16 protein-coding genes are annotated in these 17,003 nt (G+C 62.2%); 9 read left to right on the top strand and 7 right to left on the bottom strand.

Features of this window, described 5'->3' with window-relative positions:
- Positions 1-49 precede the first annotated feature (49 nt).
- The gene (locus tag AC1DLT_RS26895) at positions 50-568 is read right to left on the bottom strand and encodes a GNAT family N-acetyltransferase (protein WP_477488776.1); all 519 of its coding nucleotides are present in this window, start codon (positions 566-568) and stop codon (positions 50-52) included.
- A 262-nt stretch (positions 569-830) separates the two neighbouring features.
- On the opposite strand from AC1DLT_RS26895, the gene AC1DLT_RS26890 reads away from it, so the two are divergent.
- Positions 831-1,820: a glutathione S-transferase family protein gene (locus AC1DLT_RS26890; RefSeq protein WP_477488775.1), complete on the top strand. Its 990-nt coding sequence runs from the start codon at positions 831-833 to the stop codon at positions 1,818-1,820.
- A 196-nt stretch (positions 1,821-2,016) separates the two neighbouring features.
- On the opposite strand, the gene AC1DLT_RS26885 is transcribed toward AC1DLT_RS26890, so the two are convergent.
- Complete coding sequence (locus AC1DLT_RS26885; protein WP_247038732.1) at positions 2,017-2,505, bottom strand: NUDIX domain-containing protein; 489 nt, start codon at positions 2,503-2,505, stop codon at positions 2,017-2,019.
- Positions 2,506-2,570: 65 nt separating this feature from the next.
- Here AC1DLT_RS26885 and AC1DLT_RS26880 point away from each other — a divergent pair, with 65 nt between their 5' ends.
- The 3 genes from AC1DLT_RS26880 to AC1DLT_RS26870 all read left to right on the top strand — a co-directional run bounded on the left by AC1DLT_RS26880 (position 2,571) and on the right by AC1DLT_RS26870 (position 4,937).
- Positions 2,571-3,524 (top strand): metallophosphoesterase family protein, encoded by a 954-nt coding sequence (locus AC1DLT_RS26880; protein WP_477488774.1) that lies wholly within the window; start codon positions 2,571-2,573, stop codon positions 3,522-3,524.
- 85 nt (positions 3,525-3,609) lie between these two features.
- Positions 3,610-4,089, top strand: a complete 480-nt coding sequence (locus tag AC1DLT_RS26875; protein WP_247038730.1) for an RNA polymerase sigma factor — start codon at positions 3,610-3,612, stop codon at positions 4,087-4,089.
- Between the two features lie 2 nt (positions 4,090-4,091).
- Entirely contained in the window at positions 4,092-4,937 is an 846-nt protein-coding gene (locus AC1DLT_RS26870; protein WP_038544288.1) for an anti-sigma factor family protein, read from the top strand.
- 398 nt (positions 4,938-5,335) lie between these two features.
- Here the strand turns inward: AC1DLT_RS26870 and leuA are convergent, their stop codons facing one another.
- From leuA to AC1DLT_RS26850, 4 genes are all read right to left on the bottom strand, one after another.
- Positions 5,336-7,057, bottom strand: coding sequence for a 2-isopropylmalate synthase (gene leuA / locus AC1DLT_RS26865; RefSeq protein WP_477488773.1), 1,722 nt, complete (start codon positions 7,055-7,057; stop codon positions 5,336-5,338).
- A gap of 326 nt (positions 7,058-7,383) precedes the next feature.
- Entirely contained in the window at positions 7,384-7,626 is a 243-nt protein-coding gene (gene brnA / locus AC1DLT_RS26860) for a type II toxin-antitoxin system BrnA family antitoxin (RefSeq protein WP_477488772.1), read from the bottom strand.
- A complete protein-coding gene (locus AC1DLT_RS26855; protein WP_477488771.1) occupies positions 7,607-7,876 on the bottom strand; it encodes a BrnT family toxin in 270 nt (89 codons plus the stop codon). The genes brnA and AC1DLT_RS26855 overlap by 20 nt, the downstream gene beginning before the upstream one ends.
- Positions 7,877-7,914: 38 nt before the next feature.
- Entirely contained in the window at positions 7,915-9,093 is a 1,179-nt protein-coding gene (locus AC1DLT_RS26850; RefSeq protein ID WP_477488770.1) for a benzoate/H(+) symporter BenE family transporter, read from the bottom strand.
- Between the two features lie 287 nt (positions 9,094-9,380).
- Between AC1DLT_RS26850 and AC1DLT_RS26845 the strand changes: the two genes are divergently transcribed.
- From AC1DLT_RS26845 to AC1DLT_RS26835, 3 genes are all read left to right on the top strand, one after another.
- Complete coding sequence (locus tag AC1DLT_RS26845) at positions 9,381-10,325, top strand: GGDEF domain-containing protein (protein WP_477488769.1); 945 nt, start codon at positions 9,381-9,383, stop codon at positions 10,323-10,325.
- Between the two features lie 136 nt (positions 10,326-10,461).
- Positions 10,462-13,158: a bifunctional diguanylate cyclase/phosphodiesterase gene (locus AC1DLT_RS26840; protein WP_477488768.1), complete on the top strand. Its 2,697-nt coding sequence runs from the start codon at positions 10,462-10,464 to the stop codon at positions 13,156-13,158.
- 108 nt (positions 13,159-13,266) lie between these two features.
- The gene (locus AC1DLT_RS26835; RefSeq protein ID WP_477488767.1) at positions 13,267-14,301 is read left to right on the top strand and encodes a MerR family transcriptional regulator; all 1,035 of its coding nucleotides are present in this window, start codon (positions 13,267-13,269) and stop codon (positions 14,299-14,301) included.
- Between the two features lie 99 nt (positions 14,302-14,400).
- On the opposite strand, the gene AC1DLT_RS26830 is transcribed toward AC1DLT_RS26835, so the two are convergent.
- Positions 14,401-14,991, bottom strand: coding sequence for an ATP-dependent Clp protease proteolytic subunit (locus AC1DLT_RS26830; RefSeq protein ID WP_244446555.1), 591 nt, complete (start codon positions 14,989-14,991; stop codon positions 14,401-14,403).
- A 214-nt stretch (positions 14,992-15,205) separates the two neighbouring features.
- Here AC1DLT_RS26830 and AC1DLT_RS26825 point away from each other — a divergent pair, with 214 nt between their 5' ends.
- The gene (locus AC1DLT_RS26825; protein WP_477488766.1) at positions 15,206-15,790 is read left to right on the top strand and encodes a HupE/UreJ family protein; all 585 of its coding nucleotides are present in this window, start codon (positions 15,206-15,208) and stop codon (positions 15,788-15,790) included.
- A gap of 108 nt (positions 15,791-15,898) precedes the next feature.
- Positions 15,899-16,774, top strand: a complete 876-nt coding sequence (locus AC1DLT_RS26820; protein ID WP_477488765.1) for a DUF2076 domain-containing protein — start codon at positions 15,899-15,901, stop codon at positions 16,772-16,774.
- The last annotated feature ends 229 nt before the right edge of the window (positions 16,775-17,003 follow it).

Below are 17,003 nucleotides of genomic sequence, written 5' to 3'. Positions count from 1 at the left end.
TCCAGCCGGCTTTCACCGACCGATCCATCATCTGCTTAAAGGAAATGGCCTATCCGCGCCAGCCGATGACGCCCTTGAGCCGGGCATGCACGTCGGCTGCGATCGGCACGACCAGAACCCGGCCGGGATCGACAGGTCCCGGGAATTCCAACGCGCCACAGGCGACCTTCTCGAACCCGAGCGGACCGTAATAGGGCGGGTCGCCGACCAGGATCACCGCCTCCGAACCCTTGCGTTTCGCCGCCTCGATGGCGATCCGCACCAGCTCGCGGCCGATGCCCCGGTTCTTGTGCGACGGCCGGACCGCGAGCGGCCCGAGCAGGTGGCCCTTCACCGAACCCGCATGGACCGGCGTCATCCTGACCGAAGCGATCGTTTCACCGTCGTCGGCGCAAACGAAGGAGAGGGTCCGGTCATGCGGCCCCTGCTCGCGGATGCGGGCGGCGGCGCGGGTATGCCGGCCGGGGCCGAAGGCTTCCGCGTTGATGAGTTCGATGACCTCATCGTGAGACGTATCTTCCGTGAGGTAAACGAGGTCGTGCTTGTAGAGAACGTTATGCTGAGACATGGATGGACCGAAGCCGTAGGATAAAGAGCGGACAGGACAAGGGATATCGATGACGCTTGTTCAAGCGTCATGGTCGATGATCAGCGTCGTCGCAGTGTCCGCACTTCGGTCATAGAGGAAAGTATCCTTAAAATCCGGAAAGCGAATTAGCAGGAAAAATTTCCCGCGTCCAACGCAAAAACACACCGTTCATAAAATCCTGTCTCGTATTCGGCAGCCGGTGCCGTATCTATCACCTCAAGGAAAATCCAAGGAGATAATCATGGGCAGGCTCGTCGAAGGAAAATGGCAGGACGTCTGGTACGACACCAAGGAAAACAAGGGCCATTTCAAGCGCGCCGAATCGCAGTTCCGCAACTGGGTGACCGCCGATGGTTCCGCCGGCCCTACCGGCAAGCAAGGCTTCAAGGCTGAAGCCGGGCGCTATCACCTATACGTCTCCTATGCCTGTCCCTGGGCGCACCGCACCCTGATCTTCCGCAAGCTGAAGAAGCTCGAAGACCTGATCTCGGTCTCGGTCGTCGACTACCTGATGCTGGAGAACGGCTGGGAGTTCAAGAAACGCGATGGCGCCACCGGCGACGACCTGTTCGGCTCGGACTATCTCTACCAGGTCTACCTGAAGGCCGATCCGAACTATTCCGGCCGCGTCACCGTGCCCGTCCTCTGGGACAAGCTTGAGAACACCATCGTCTCGAACGAGAGTTCGGAAATCATCCGCATGTTCAACGGCGCCTTCGACGGCCTGACCGGCTCGACGGCGGATTTCTATCCGCAGGCGCTGCGCGGCGAGATCGATGAACTCAATGCGGTCATCTACGACACCGTCAACAACGGTGTCTACAAGGCCGGTTTCGCAACTGCCCAGGACGCCTATGAGGGTGCCGTCACCCGCCTGTTCGAGACGCTCGACATGCTGGAAAAGCGCCTCTCGGGCAGCCGTTACCTGTTCGGCGAGACGACGACCGAAGCCGATTGGCGCCTGTTCACCACGCTCTTACGCTTCGATCCGGTCTATGTCGGGCACTTCAAGTGCAACATCCGCCGCATCGCGGACTACCCGAACCTGTCCGGCTATCTCGCTGATCTCTATCAGCAACCGGGCATCGCCGAGACCTGCAACCTGTTCCACATCAAGCACCACTATTATGAGAGCCACAAGACCATCAACCCGACCGGCATCGTCCCCGTCGGCCCGGTAGTGGACCTCGACGCGCCGCATGGGCGGGAGAAGGTGACGCGGGCGGCTTGATCGAGACGCACCCGCCCCTCATCCGCCTGCCGAAACCTTCTCCCCGCAAGCGGGGCGAAGGACGCAAGCGGTAAGCTTCCGTTCCTCTTTAAACCAACGCGTTGCGGATAGGGCGAGACGGTGCGGCATCTGTCCTTCTCCCCGTCAGAACGGGGAGAAGGTGCCGGCAGGCGGATGAGGGGCAAACTGGGATACCTCACCAATAATCCGCCCGCTCCACCTCGCCCTTCAATTCCCGCAACCGCCGCAGTGTCGCGGCGGTCGTCTCCTCCGGCAGCGCATCGAGCGTAAAGAAGCCGCTCTCGGCAATCTCCCGATCCGGCGCACGCGGCTTCGTCTGCTCCACGGTCACCCGATAGAACAGCACATGGTCGCGCCTGCTGGCATTGCGGTTGTAGTAGGCGTGGAAAAGCGTGATCTCTCCGCGGATTTCCAGATTGCCCTCCTCGCGCAACTCCTTGCGCAGCGCATCGAGCACCGTCTCTCCGCGCTCGACGCCGCCGCCCGGCATGTACCAGCCGGGCACATAGGTATGACGGACGAGGAATATACGGCCTTCTGCGTCGAAACAGGCGGCGCGTACGCCGAGCGTCATGCCGCGCGTCAGCATGAAGACGCGGTGCAGCAGCCAGACCACGATCCGGGTGCGCCAACTGCGGATTTCCGGCACCCCTTCGCTGCTCATTCATAACTCCGGGAGCGCCCAGAAAATCGATAACGATTTCTGCGCTCATGCGTTATGTGTGCGCCATGTTCAAATTCGCGCATATTTCCGACATCCATCTGGGGCCGCTTCCAAACCTGACGCTTCGCGAGCTTTTCTCGAAGCGGATCACCGGTTTTGTGAACTGGCACCGCAATCGGCGCAAGCACCTTTTCGTCAACACGCTCGACCTGCTTTTGAGCGATTTGAAGACGCGCGAACCGGACCAGTTGGTCATCACCGGCGATCTCGTCAACCTGGCGACGAAGATCGAGACGCGGCTTGCCGGCGAGTGGCTGCGCACCATCGGCGACCCCCATGATACGACTGTGGTGCCCGGCAACCACGACGCCTATGTACCCGGCGCGCACGACAAGTCGGTCAACGAATGGTATCCGTTCATCAAGAGCGACGACGACCCGGCCGAATGGCCGGAGGAGGATCATATCTTCCCGACGCTGCGCCGGCGCGGTCCGCTTGCCATCATCGGCTGCTCGACCTCCAATGCCACCCTGCCCTTTTCGGCGTCCGGTTATTACGGCTCGCGGCAGGCGCGCGAAACGGTCAACCTGTTGAAGAAAGCGGGAGACGAGGGTCTCTTCAGGGTCGTGCTGATCCACCACCCCCCGATCCGCGGCGCCGCCTCTTCGCACAAACGCATGCTCGGCATCCGCCGTTTCGCGGCAGCGATCTCCACCGGCGGCGCCGAACTGGTACTGCACGGGCATACGCATCTCAACACGCTCTACTGGCTGCGAAGCCATAGCGGCAACGTGCCGGTGGTCGGCATCGCATCGGCATCCCAAGGCCCCGGCGGACATAAGCCGCGCGCCGCCTACAACCTCTTCACGCTTTCCGGTGAAGCCGGCGCCTGGAACCTGCTCTGCGAACGTTACGGCCTGACGGAATGGGGCGACGGCGTCGCGCTCGACAACAGCCGCCTCCTCTATGGCGAAGAGCCGGCGACGATGTCGATTCCGCAAGTCGCGAGAATGTTGTAGAATCAATGGCGCGATTGTTGCGGAATCGCCACAATCTCGTCATAGCTATTTATTGCAGTAGATTACAGGTAAGCCGCTCCTATCCATGACCCAACCGAGCCCATCGACCGACATTCGGCGCGATCTCGTAGCGCTCCTGCCGCGCCTGCGCCGTTTTGCGCTGACGCTGACGGGAAGTGCTGTCGAGGCCGATGACCTGGTGCGCGAAGCGGCTGGCCGGGCGATCCAGAAAAGCCATCACTGGAAGGGCGAAGGCCGGCTGGAAAGCTGGCTTTTCAGCATGATCCGCAGCACCTTCGTCGACGAGGCCAAGAAGCGCCGGCGCGCCGATATCCATGCTGCCGACGATGCCTCCCCGGCCGAAAACTCCCGTCCGTCGACTGCCCTCGTCTGCCTGCCGGACGGCTTGGCAAGCGTTTTCCTGCTCGCCGACGTGGAGGGGTTCGCCTATGCCGAGGCGGCCGCCATCCTCGGCATCCAGCCGGATCTCTTCGCCGCCCGTCTTTGCGCTGCACGTCTCAGCCTGGCCACCGCCGCCGCCCAGACGAGCGAGCGGAGAGCGTGAGGATGAACATCCCCCATCCGTCGTCGCTCGAACTGCGGCTTTCCGCCCATATCGATGGCCAGATCGACGAGCAGGACCGGCACGATGTCGAGGAACTGCTGGTCAACGATCCGCAGGCACGGTCCCTGCAAGATGCCCTGAAGCGCGGCGCCGATCTCGGCCGGCGCGCGTTTGACGACATGCTGAAAGAACCGGTGCCGCTCAATCTGGTGCGCACCATCAAGAATGCGCCGTTGCCGCGCCGGGCCATACGCCTGCCGCAGGGGCCGCGCCCGACGCTTTCCTTCAAGCCGTCCGGCCTGCAGGCGGTCGCCGCCTGTGCCCTGCTTTTCGTGCTCGGCGGCGGTATCGGCTATATGATCGGCGGCAACCCGGCGGCTCCGCAGTTTTCGATGATTTCCATTCCCGGCACCAGCAGCCGCGACTGGCTGGACGATATCATCGCCCACTACCGCCTCTATGCGCGCCAGACCAATCATCTCGCCGAAATCCCCGCCGAAAGGCCAGCCGATATCCTCGAATGGCTGACCACCAACACCGGCGTCGGTTTTCGTATCCCCGATCTCAGCGACAGCGGCCTGACCTTCCAGGGTGCCCGCCTGTTTGCTGCCGGCGGCGCGCCGGTCGGCCAGCTTCTCTACCGGCGCACCGACGGCGATGGTGACGGCGACGTGATCGCCATTTCCTTCACCAAGGCCCGGCCCGAGGGCAACCGCTCGATCGAGGAAATCCGCAACGACACCGGCCTCGTCTCCTGGGTCACGCCACTCGCCACCTACATGGTCGTCGGCCCCTCGTCTGCAGCGGATCTGGATGATATCGCGGCAAAGGCGGCGGGGCTGATTTAGGGGCGTAGCCTAAATCCTGTCGCGGATCGTCAGGCCTCCTACGACAGAATTTGCCGTGCAGACCTGCGTAGGCGGGTAACGGGTTGATATTGCTCAAACGCAAGTGGATGGATGCGACGTAACCTCCCATCAAACCAACGGAGGTTCATCATGCCAACCGATACCATCATCGTCGTCAGCCTTGTCGTCGCAGCCTTCGGCGTATTTGCGGTCGCTCTCGCCTTCGCAAGCGCGACGTCCGGCAAGTAAACTGCAACAGAACAATCTGAACCAAAACGGCCATCAAGCGGTCCTGCGGCCTTTTGCTGCGCGCCATCCACCGTCTCGCACGATCGAAAAAGCCGCCCGAAATTCCGGGCGGCTTTTCATGCTATTCGGCATTCAGCGAGTTTGACGTATCACCCCCTGGCCGCCAGCACCCTATTCGCCGCCGAGACGATCGCCTCCAGCGAAGCCGCGACGATGTTCTTGTTGATGCCGGCGCCGAACAGTTTTCCGTTCGGATGTTCCATCTCCACATAGGCGATAGCGGACGCATTCGAGCCGTGCTGCAGCGAATGTTCGGAATAGTCGGCGACCGACAACTCGATGCCGAGATAGGTCGAGAGTGCGTTGATGAACCCGTCGATCGGCCCCGTGCCCTTGCCTTCGATCCGCTTCACCTCGCCGCCGTCGATGATCTCGGCTGCGACGACGCGGATGCCTTTATGGTCGGTGCCTGCCGGATAGGTGTGGTGGTCGACGAATTTCAGCCGCGCGCCGGGTTGTTCCACGTAGCGCTCGATGAAGCTCTCGTAGATGCGCTTGGCGGGAAGCTCCACGCCCTCTTCGTCGGTGATCCGCTGGATTTCCTCGCGAAACTCGACCTGCAGGTTGCGCGGCAGGTTCAAGCCGTAATCCTCCGAGAGGATATAGGCGATGCCGCCCTTGCCCGATTGCGAGTTGATGCGAATGATCGCCTCGTAGGAACGGCCGACATCGCGCGGGTCGATCGGCAGGTAGGGCACTTCCCAGACGGGGTGATTGGCGACCTTGATCGCCTTCATGCCCTTGTTGATCGCATCCTGGTGCGAGCCGGAAAAGGCCGTGTAGACCAATTCGCCGACATAAGGATGCCTTTCGGGAATGACCATCTGGTTGGAATATTCGTAGACCGCCTTGATCCGCTCGATATCGGAGCAATCGAGTTCCGGATCGATACCCTGCGTGTACATGTTCAGGGCGAGCGTCACCACGTCGACATTGCCGGTGCGTTCGCCATTGCCGAACAACGTGCCTTCAACACGGTCCGCGCCCGCCATCAGGCCGAGTTCGGTCGCGGCAATGCCGGTGCCGCGGTCGTTATGCGGGTGCAGCGAGATGATGATGTTCTCGCGGTTGTCGAGATTTCGGCACATCCATTCGATCTGGTCCGCATAGATGTTCGGGGTCGCCATCTCGACCGTCGAGGGCAGGTTGAGGATCAGCTTGTCTTCGGCGGTCGGCCTGATCACCTCGGTAACCGCATTGCAGATTTCCAGCGCCACTTCCAGTTCGGTGCCGGTAAAGCTTTCCGGCGAATACTGGAAACGAAAACCGCCACCCGCCTTCGCTGCCATGTCGGTGATCATCTTCGCCGCATCGACGGCGATCTGCTTGATACCGGCGACGTCCTTGGCGAACACCACGCGGCGCTGCAGTTCGGAGGTCGAGTTGTAGAAGTGGATGATCGGTTTGTGGGCGCCCTCCAGAGATTCGAAGGTGCGGGTGATCAGCTCCGGCCGGCACTGGACCAGCACCTGCATGGACACATCTTCCGGCACGCCGGCCTCTTCCACGCACCAGCGGGCAAAATCGAAATCGGTCTGCGAGGCGGACGGGAAGCCGATCTCGATTTCCTTGAAGCCCATGTCGAGCAGCATGCGGAACATGCGGGCCTTGCGGTCATGGCCCATCGGGTTGACCAGCGACTGGTTGCCATCGCGCAGGTCGACCGAACACCAGATTGGCGCCTTGTCGATGACCTTCGAAGGCCAGGTGCGGTCGGGAATGTTGATGGTCGGGTAGGCGCGATATTTCACTGCCGCGTCGGGCATGCCGGATTTCGGGCCGGAAACAGGGGAATTGGTCTTGGCGTCCATTGTCGTCGTCTCTTCTCGCTTCACGCGTCGCTCGGCATCCGTCTGGGGAATTGGCCGTCGTCGATGCGGACCTTTAGCGGTCTTTTGTGGCTCGGTCTTGAATGTTCGTGAGAGGAGCTCTTATGCCGGGCGGGCCTTCGGCCGCCGGGCGCTCCTCAACGGACCCGGCAACAGCGCGTAAGGTCGAGGCTAAGAAGCGAGGAAAGCGCAAATACCGTCGTCCCGGCCGCGATGCGGCGGGTAGACGAACGGTCGGACATGATTGCGCCTGTCATGGTCATGGGCGAAGTGTATAACCTCAGAGTGGAAGAGAGGCAAGTGGGCTTTCACTTGCCTTGGCGTCTTGCCTCAAGCCGTTCGGCGATCCAGAGTTTCACCAGCGACTGCCGCGTAACACCAAGACGCTGCGCCTCCTGATCCAGCCCGTTCACGACCCAGGTCGGAAAATCGATATTGACGCGCTTGGGTTCGAGATTGGGGCGTGTGACCTTAGACCAGTCCACATATTCGCTGATGTCCTCGCCATCGTCGAATTTCTTGTCAAACTCTTCAGCGGTTATTGTCTTCATAGGTCTGCTTCTCTTTGTCACGTGCGCGCCTGACCGATATAATTTGTAGCCAGTCTCCTCGCCATGTATAGACCGCGGTCCAATGCTTCTCCGCAATCTTTCCCGTAAGGATATATCGCGACTCCGTATCCGACAGGACCGGAGCGACGGTCCGCCTCTCATCTGCCCACAACGCCTGCGCCTCCACGAAATCGATTCCGTGCTTATCCTTGTTCGTGGCGCTCTTGTCAGGATCGAATTCGAACTTCATGACCAATATAATATAGAAATTATACCATTTCCAGTCATTCAAGCACGCTTGACGAGGCTCTGCAATCCCATCATCACGCCGCCGGCGACGAGCCCCCAGAAAGGCCCGGAAATCCCCGCAAACGAAAGACCCGACGCCGTCACGAGGAAGGTGATCGCCGCGGCTTCGCGCGTTTCCGGGTCGCGATAGGCCGCAAAGGCCGCATTGGCAAAGGCGCCGATCAGTCCGAGACCTGCCACCGCCTGCAGCAGGATCGGCGGCGCCAGCGACACGAAGGCGATGATGCCGCCGGCGATCAGGCCGAACACGATGTAACCGAAGCCGGCAAGGATCGCCGCCCAGTAGCGTTTGGCGGGGTCGGGGTGGGCATCCTCGCTGGCGCACATCGCCGCCGTGATCGCCGCCATGTTGACCGGCACGCCGCCGACCAGCCCGCCGAGGATTGAGAAGATGCCGGTGCCGACAAACATCACGCCCGCCGGTGGCTCGTAGTGATGCACTTTCAGGATCGCCATGCCGGGAATGTTCTGCGAGGCCATGGTGACGATGAACAGAGGCAGCGCCACCGAGATCACCCCATGCAGGGTGAAGACCGGCGTGACGAAGGTGAGACTCGGATGGATCGCCTGACCGATCTGCGCCATCGCGTCCGAGGGAAGGTCGACACCGAAGATCAGCACCAGGATCAGCGCGCCGAGCGAGGCCGGCACCGCCCAGAGACGCCATCTCGAAACCACGACCATCCAGGTCAGCACGATCGGCAGGCCGAGCGCCGCATTGAAGGCGACAGCTTTCACCGGCGCGAGGCAAAGGCTGAGGAGAATGCCGGCCAGCATGGCATTGGCGAGCGGCGCCGGGATCAGCCGGATCGCCCGGCTGAGCGGCCGGAACAGGCCGGAGAGAATGATCAGTACGCCGCAGACCACGAAGGCGCCGACAACGGCCGGAAATCCGCCTTCGATCACGCTGATGCCGGATAGAAGCGCCGCCCCCGGTGTCGACCAGGCGATGCTGATCGGCATCCGGTACCAGCTCGAGAACACGATCGCCAGCAAGCCCATCGAGATCGATTGCGCCAAGAGCGCCGAGGCGATTTCCGGTGCGGTCGCACCCATCGTCTGCAGCCCCTGCATGATGACCGCAAACGAGCTGATGAACCCGACAAAGGCAGTGAGCAACCCCATCATCAGGGCTGAAACGGAAAAATCCTTGAACATGCGGGCGGGGACTCATGAATTTGAAAGTCCGCAATCGAACATAGGCCCGCCGGCAAAGGCAAGGTGCGTTTGCCGCAAAAGGGTACGGCCGAGATGGAAAGCCATGGCTGCAGCCAGCCATTCGGCTTTGCCGGGTCGCGAGCAACCGCCCTTTGTTCGTGTCTGCGAATATTCGCATCTGTTGATAATTTGGAAGGAGTTTGGCGGTAGTCTCCGGACCGTGCGCCCGTTGCTTCCGGTCGGTCCGGCCATGCAGCCCGGATTGCATCAACGCCCCGGGAAAAGCAATGACGGCAGCTCACCTTGCGCCAGAGATCGAGATCGGACGGGAAACCGCCTTTTCCCGCGATCAGCTGTATTTCATTCTGTCGGCGCTCCCGGACCCCTGTTTCGTCCTCACCCGCAGCGGCCGTTATGCCGCGCTCTTCGGCGGCAAGGACACGCGCTATTATCATGAGGGCAGCTATCTCGTTGGCAAGAGCCTCTATGACGTCCTCGCCTTCGAGAAGGCGGAACGGTTTGTGCGGGAGATCGAAAAGGCGCTGGCCTCGCGCGCCCTGCATATCATCGAATACAGCCTCTCCGGCAGCGACGTGAAGGGGCTGCAGAACGACGGTCCCGAACATCCGATCTGGTTCGAGGGGCGCCTGCAGGCGCTTGATTTCCAGGTCGACGGCGAGGATGCGATCGTCTGGGTCGCCAGCAACATCACGGAAAAGAACGCCGTCGAAAACCAGTTGCGTCATCAGAGCGAGACCGACGCGCTGACCGGTTTCTTCAACCGCCGCAAGCTGATGGACGTGCTCGCCTTGAAGTTCGAGCTTTTCCGGGACGAGCATATCCCGACATCCGTTTTCATGTTCGACATCGACCACTTCAAGACCGTCAACGACGAGCTTGGACATGCGATGGGCGATGCGGTTCTGAAAGCAATTGCCGGCGTCTGTCGTCTGGAATTGCGCAAGACCGACTTTCTCGCCCGCCTCGGCGGCGACGAGTTCGTCGTGGTCATGCCCGCCACCCGGCAGGAGCATGGCATCGTCATCGCCAACCGGCTGTGCCAGCGCGTCGCAACCGAGGTCCGGGAGACGCTCGGCCACCACGCCACGATCAGCGGCGGCTTGAGCGAATTTCTGTCGGCGGATGCCTCCTCCGAGGACATTCTGAAGCGGGCCGACGATGGCCTCTACCGTTCCAAGCGTGCCGGCAGGAACCGGATCAGCCCCGCATAGGCACGGCCGAGGTCCCATTTCCGTACAAACGAAAAATTTGTGCCTCTTCCGCACATAGTTGCGTAGTTGATACGCAGGTAAATTAGACAATCTTAAATTTTGTCGGCGACAGTGGGGGACACCATCGGAAATCTCCATGACCTCGCTGCCATTTCTCTCGAAATCGAAATCGTCTCGTCTTCAGTTCTTCGGCCTCGGCTATTTTTTCCCGGCCATCCTTGCGGTCGCCGGCCTGCTGGTCGGCGTGGTCCGCGCCGATATCGAGAAGCGCGAGCAGTACCATGTGGCACAGCAGGTCAAGGCGGCTGAACAGCTCGCCAGAGTGGCCGCAAGTCTCGAGACCAATATTCATGGCAACGTCAATCTGATCTACGGACTGGTCGCCGCCATTGCCGCCAATCCGAACATCAACCAACCCCAATTCACGGCGCTTTCGGAGCGGGTTTTCGACGTTCCGTCACAGCTGCGCAATGTTGTCGCCGCCAAGGACCTGGTAGTCGGCCTGGTCTATCCCGAAGAGGCGAACAAGAAGGCCCTCGGCCTCGACTACCGCACCAACGAGCTGCAGCGGGATGCCGTGATGAGAGCGGTCGAGCGGCGGACGCTCGTCATCACCGGCCCGGTCAATCTGGTGCAGGGCGGCCAGGGGCTGATTGCGCGCTATCCGGTCTTCTCGCTTGCCAACGGCCGGTTCTGGGGTGTCGTTTCGGCGGTCATCGATCTCGATCGGCTCTATACGGACAGCAACGTCAATACCCAGCGGCAGACGCTGAACATCGCAATCTCGCAGCGGCCCATCCCCGCCGAGCGCGACATCTTCCTCGGAAACGGTGCGATATTTTCGCAAGATCCGGTCAAATCAAGGATCGAGCTCGGTTACGACACCTGGTATCTCGCAGCAGTCCCGAAGGGCGGATGGGAGGGCGCGCCGCTGGACATGTTCGGCTTCCGGGTCACCGCCCTTCTAATCGCCTTCTGCATCGCCGCGCCGCTCCTCTGGGCGGGCCTCTTGATGAAGCAACGCCACGGCAACATCCTCACCCTGCAGCAGCGCGAGGAACAGCTGGAAACGCTGTCCCAGCGCCTCGAACTAGCGCTCCAGGCCTCGGGCGTCGGCGTCTGGGAATATGAACCTTCGACCGATACGCTGATCTGGGATCGGCGTATGCGCGAGCTCTACGACTCTTCCCCGGACCGCACGGTTCGCGAATACGCGGACTGGCGCAATGCGCTGCATCCCGACGACGTGGAAGCCGCCGAAGCATACTTCCGCGATGCGCTTAAGAACGAAACGAGCTACCGCACCGAGTTCCGCGTCGTGTCCGGCAACGGCGAGATCCGTCACATCCGTGCACACGGCGCCACCTACCGGACTGCGAGCGGCGTCAAGCGGGTCGTCGGCGCCAATTGGGACGTTACCAGGGACGTCACGCTGCATTCCGAACTGCGGCAGGCGCAAACGAAGGCCGAGCTGCAGAACGACGAATTGCGTTCGGCAAGGCGCACGCTCGAACATCAGTCGCTGCACGACGCCTTGACGGGCCTGCCGAACCGGCGCTTCCTCGACCAGTTCATGACTGCCGGGGAGAAACAGGCTGCAGGTCACCGGCTGGCATTCATCCACATCGATCTCGATCGCTTCAAGGAAGTCAACGATACGCTCGGCCATGCGGCGGGCGACGCGGTCCTGAAGGCCACCACGTCCCGCCTGCTCGAACTGATTGACCACGACGAGTTCGCCTCGCGCATCGGCGGTGACGAATTCGTCGTCGTAACCGGGGGCGCTGAGCCGCAACGCCGGGCCGAATATCTCGCTCAGTCGATCGTCAGCACGCTTGCCCGCCCCATCGATATCGACGGGCATCAATGTCGCATCGGCTGCAGCGCCGGCATCGCCTGCCAGACCGCAGCCGGCGAAGAACTGAGCCAATTGCTGATCAATGCCGATATCGCGCTCTATGAGGCCAAGAAGCGCGGCCGCAACCGCGTCGAGCTGTTCTCCAAGGAACTGCGCTCGGCAGTGGTGCTGCGCAAGCGCATGTCCGACGAATTCTTGACGGCGCTCGAAGGCGACCAGATCATCCCTTTCTTCCAGCCGCAATTCGACGCGCATTCGCTCGCTATCGTCGGTGTCGAGGCGCTGGCGCGCTGGCAGCATCCCAAACGCGGCCTGCTGGCGCCGGACAGTTTCCTGGCGATCGCCGAGAGCTTGCACCGGTCGGCCGATATCGATGCGATCATCCTTGAAAAGGCGCTCTTCCAGTCGGTGAGATGGCGTGCACTCGGGCTCGACATCCCGCATCTCTCCGTCAACATCTCGGCGCAGCGCCTGAAAGACGAAAGGCTGTTCAAACGACTGGCTGAACTGCCGATCCTCCCCGGGACCCTGTCGTTCGAACTTCTCGAATCGATTTCCTTCGAAGATCAGGACAAGGAACTGAGGTCCGCGATCCTCAGCCTCAAGGCGCTCGGCATCGATATCGAGATCGACGATTTCGGCACCGGCCACGCTTCGATCGTCAGCCTTATCGAACTCGGGCCCAAGCGGCTGAAAATCGACCGCAAGCTGATTGCCCCGCTCGAAGCTGCCGGCTCTCAACGCCGGCTGGTCGCCTCGATTATCGAGATAGGTCGCTCACAGGGCATTGAGATCGTTGCCGAAGGGGTGGAGACGGCAGCCCATGTGGACATCCTGCGCAGCCTCGGCTGCCAGACCCTGCAGGGATACGTCTTCGCAAAGCCGATGCCGGCCAACGAGTTCATCACATTCGCGATCGATTGGGAGGCCGGCAACCATTCACGGTTCGCGTCATCGACGGCGCTGGTCGACTGAGCGGGGCGGCCGCCGGAAAAAAAATCGAAACCTCGCAAAACACCTGTTGACCCGGCCCCTGGGGCTGCCCCGATAGGAGGAGCGGTCAACAACCGACGAGGTGATTCCTTGAGTTCTTCCGCACATTACCTGAGCCCGTCCGACGCCGCCGAACGGCTCGGCATATCGCCAAAGGCGCTGCGCCTTTATGAACAGCGGGGCCTGATCGCCCCTGTCCGCACCGCCGCCGGATGGCGGACCTACGGCCCGGCTGAAATGGCCCGCGCCGGCGAGATCGCCGCATTGCGAGCCCTCGGCCTCAGCCTCGCGCAGGTGGCGCGCGTGCTGAAAGGCGAGGCACAGGAACTCGCTCCAGCACTTGCCGCCCATCAGGCGAAGCTCGAAGCGGAGGCCCGAAGGATCGCCGAAACGGTCGAAAAAGTCCGCAATCTGCGCGCGGGCCTTGCCGGCGGCGAACCGCCGGGGCTGCACGAGTTGACGCGGCTAGCGCGGCCGGCGGCCGAGATCGTCACTGCTTTCGACCTTCCCTGGCCCTGGGGCGGCGAACGCTTCGAACTCAGAGATATAAGACCGCTCAACTACATCATCGGCCCGCTCGGCAGCGGCAAGACCCGGTTCGCCAAGGCGATCGCCGGACATCTGCCGGGCGCGGTCTTTGTCGACCTCGATCGCGCCGCCAACGATGCCGCCGAGGCCCGGGCACGGATGGAAACCGATCCAGCGCTGAAGCAGCGCGTAGAGCAGGCGCTCGCCTGGCTTGAGGAGGAAGGTGCAGCCGTGACGCCTGCCCTCACCGCCCTCCTTGTCGCGATCGAAGCCGACGCGGCCCGCATCCCGGTCATCGACATGATCGAGCAGGGTCTGGACCAGACATCGCAGGAAGCAGTCTCCGTCTATCTGCGCAACCGCGGTCCCGGCGTCTGCCCGCTCTTCATCATGACCCGTTCCTCGGCGATCCTCGATCTCGGCGCCGTCGGACCGGACGAGGCAATCATCCTTTGCCCCGCCAACCACAGCCCGCCGAGCCGCGTTGCACCCATTCCGGGCGCGCCGGGTTACGAGGCCGTCGCCACCTGCCTTGCCACGCCCGACGTCCGCGCCCGCACCGAAGGCGTCATTGCCTGGCGTCCGCAGGTCGCCTGAACCGCATGGGCCCATCCGCGGGCAATGCGAGCCGCAAACAACAAAAAGCCCCGCGGCGGCAGCCGGCGGGGCTTTTCAAATTCAAATGGCAGAGAGCGATCAGATTTCGCTCTGCGACGTCACGATCCTCGAAACCAGGCCGTAGACCTTGGCCTCTTCGGCTGACAGCCAATAATCGCGGTCCGTGTCGGCGGCGATCTTCTCGACCGACTGGCCAGTGGCTTCGGCCATGATCCTGTTCAGCCGCTCGTTCATCTTGATGATTTCGCGGGCCTGGATCTCGATATCGGATGCCATGCCGCGGGTGCCGCCGGACGGTTGATGAAGCAGGAAGCGGGTGTTCGGCAAGCAGATGCGGCGCTCCTTCGGAACGGACACATAGATCAGCGCGCCGGCCGATGCGACCCAGCCCGTACCGATCATCCAGACCTTCGGCTTGATGAACTTGATCATGTCATGGATCGAATCGCCCGATTCCACGTGGCCGCCGGGCGAGCTCACATAGACGCGGATGTCTTCGTCGCTGGCGGCGGCAAGCGCCACGAGCTGCGTGTTGACCTTCTGCGCCAGTTCCTGGGTAATCGTTCCATAGATGAAGATCGAACGCGACTTGAAAAGATTCGCTTCCGTTTCCTTGCCGAGCGGCAGTTCCTTGGTCTTGTCGTCCTTGTCGTCTTCGTCGTCGAGCACGCTGAGAGTCTCCTGCATCAGATTCATATACCGGACATAATGTGTTCGCCGCCGTAAAACAATGGAGCGTAGAGTCTAAGACGGCACCTTCCACGGACTAAGGTGAATGACGTAGTACCGAGCCTTCCGCCGCGGCAATTGCCGATGGACAGTCACAAAGCGCTTGCCTATCTTCGCAGTCATTCCGCATGCACATAATTTCCAGGGGACCCAAATGCTGAAACGCCTTTCGCTCGCCGCTGCCATTCTTGCCGCCGCCACCGCACCTGCCTTCGCGCATCTCAACCCCGCAGAACACGGATCGCTCCTCGCCGGTTTCTCCCATCCGCTGTTCGGCGCCGACCATATCCTGGTCATGGTCGCAGTCGGCCTCTGGGCGGCGCAGATCGGAACCGGCAGCAACCGCAATGCGCTGTGGATCGTCCCCGCAGCTTTCGTCGGCACCATGGCTGCCGGCTTCCTGCTCGCACTCGGCGGCATCGGCCTCCCCTTCGTCGAACCGGCGATCCTCGCCTCGGTCATCGGGCTTGGGCTGCTTGTCGCAACGGCGGTGAAACTGCCGGTTCCGGCGGCAGCTGCCGTCGTCGGCATCTTCGCGCTGTTCCACGGTCACGCCCATGGCGGCGAACTCGGCTCGGCGGGTGCCTTGCAGTTCGGCATCGGCTTCATGATCGCCACCGCCCTCCTGCATGCCGCCGGCATCGCGCTCGGCCTCGGCATTGCCCGGCTCAGCCCTTACATCGCCCGTATCCTCGGCGCCGCGACCGCGCTTCTCGGCCTGTCGCTGGCCTTCGCCTGACCCCCGGTCACGAGCCAAGATTACCGAAATGTAAGGGATCCCGGCTTTGAAATGCCGGAATCCCTGCCTACCTTGTTGTCCACGGCAAACGCCCCCAAGGAGGCAAGCATGTCACCCGAAGAACGCCAGCTCCTCACCGCCCTTTTCGACCGCGTCCGCACCGCCGCAGCCACCCCGCGCGACCGCGACGCCGAAACCCTCATCGACCAGGCCACCCGCGAACAACCCTACGCCACCTACTACCTGGCACAGGCCGTGATCGTGCAGGAAAAGGGCCTCGAAGCCGCCGCCAACCACATCAAGGAACTGGAAGACCGCGTCCGCCAGCTCGAAGCGGAGACGAGCGATCATCACCGTGCCGAACAGAGCGGCGGGTTCTTGAGCTCGATCTTCGGCACCGGCCAGGCCCAGCAGTCCCCTGCCCCGCAGCCCGGTCTTCGAACCGGCCCCGGTCCGCTGCAAGCGCCCCAGGCAGGCCCTCAGTCGGGCCCATGGGGCAGCACCCCACGCCAGAACTACCGCACCGGCAGCGACTATGATGACGGTTATCGTGCGCCTCCGCCTGCCGCACCCTGGAGCGGCCAGACATCGGTTCCCTCAGCCGGTGGCAGCTTCCTGCGCGGCGCGCTCGGCACCGCAGCCGGCGTCGCGGGCGGCATGCTGCTCGCCAATTCGCTCTCCGGCATCTTCGGCAGCCACATGAACTCCCTCGGCTGGGGCTCGCCGCTCGCCGGCAGCAACCCGTTCGGCGGCGGCAACGGTCCCGTCGAGGAAACCGTTATCAACAACAACTATTTCGGGGATGACGCGGTCCGCCAGGCCTCGGGCAACGACGGCACTGCCGCCAACACCAACGACGTGGCCGACAATTCCGGCTCGAATGCCGGCTTCCAGCAGGCCGATTACGGCAACGACGACTTTTCCGACGACCAGGCCGATTTCGACAACAGCGACATGGGCAGCGACGATTCGATGGATGTGTGAGTGAGAGGCTCTGCGGTGGCTGAAGCGCCGGGTCCCTTGATGTAAGGACGGAAGGCCTACCTTCGACGTTGGAGTGCGTCCGCCCCCCTTGTAACTTCCCTTTATCCGCTTTTGGCGATTTACTGCCAGATGCGGTGGCGGATGGGAGACCGAACCTCCCTTGGGACACCAAGCCCGTGGCAGAGCCTGGGTCTTCATCCGCCGTTCCATCGAACCCGAACAGTCGCCA

This window comes from Neorhizobium sp. 05N33 (assembly GCF_056397445.1).
This window is presented reverse-complemented; position numbering and strand designations above follow the sequence as displayed.

Excerpts from the sequence above, each read along its gene's own strand:
- AC1DLT_RS26895 (WP_477488776.1), bottom strand. The coding sequence starts at position 568 with ATGTCTCAGCATAACGTTCTCTACAAGCACGACCTCGTTTACCTCACG.
- AC1DLT_RS26890 (WP_477488775.1), top strand. The coding sequence starts at position 831 with ATGGGCAGGCTCGTCGAAGGAAAATGGCAGGACGTCTGGTACGACACC.
- AC1DLT_RS26885 (WP_247038732.1), bottom strand. The coding sequence starts at position 2,505 with ATGAGCAGCGAAGGGGTGCCGGAAATCCGCAGTTGGCGCACCCGGATC.
- AC1DLT_RS26880 (WP_477488774.1), top strand. The coding sequence starts at position 2,571 with ATGTTCAAATTCGCGCATATTTCCGACATCCATCTGGGGCCGCTTCCA.
- AC1DLT_RS26875 (WP_247038730.1), top strand. The coding sequence starts at position 3,610 with ATGACCCAACCGAGCCCATCGACCGACATTCGGCGCGATCTCGTAGCG.
- AC1DLT_RS26870 (WP_038544288.1), top strand. The coding sequence starts at position 4,092 with ATGAACATCCCCCATCCGTCGTCGCTCGAACTGCGGCTTTCCGCCCAT.
- leuA (WP_477488773.1), bottom strand. The coding sequence starts at position 7,057 with ATGGACGCCAAGACCAATTCCCCTGTTTCCGGCCCGAAATCCGGCATG.
- brnA (WP_477488772.1), bottom strand. The coding sequence starts at position 7,626 with ATGAAGACAATAACCGCTGAAGAGTTTGACAAGAAATTCGACGATGGC.
- AC1DLT_RS26855 (WP_477488771.1), bottom strand. The coding sequence starts at position 7,876 with ATGAAGTTCGAATTCGATCCTGACAAGAGCGCCACGAACAAGGATAAG.
- AC1DLT_RS26850 (WP_477488770.1), bottom strand. The coding sequence starts at position 9,093 with ATGTTCAAGGATTTTTCCGTTTCAGCCCTGATGATGGGGTTGCTCACT.
- AC1DLT_RS26845 (WP_477488769.1), top strand. The coding sequence starts at position 9,381 with ATGACGGCAGCTCACCTTGCGCCAGAGATCGAGATCGGACGGGAAACC.
- AC1DLT_RS26840 (WP_477488768.1), top strand. The coding sequence starts at position 10,462 with ATGACCTCGCTGCCATTTCTCTCGAAATCGAAATCGTCTCGTCTTCAG.
- AC1DLT_RS26825 (WP_477488766.1), top strand. The coding sequence starts at position 15,206 with ATGCTGAAACGCCTTTCGCTCGCCGCTGCCATTCTTGCCGCCGCCACC.
- AC1DLT_RS26820 (WP_477488765.1), top strand. The coding sequence starts at position 15,899 with ATGTCACCCGAAGAACGCCAGCTCCTCACCGCCCTTTTCGACCGCGTC.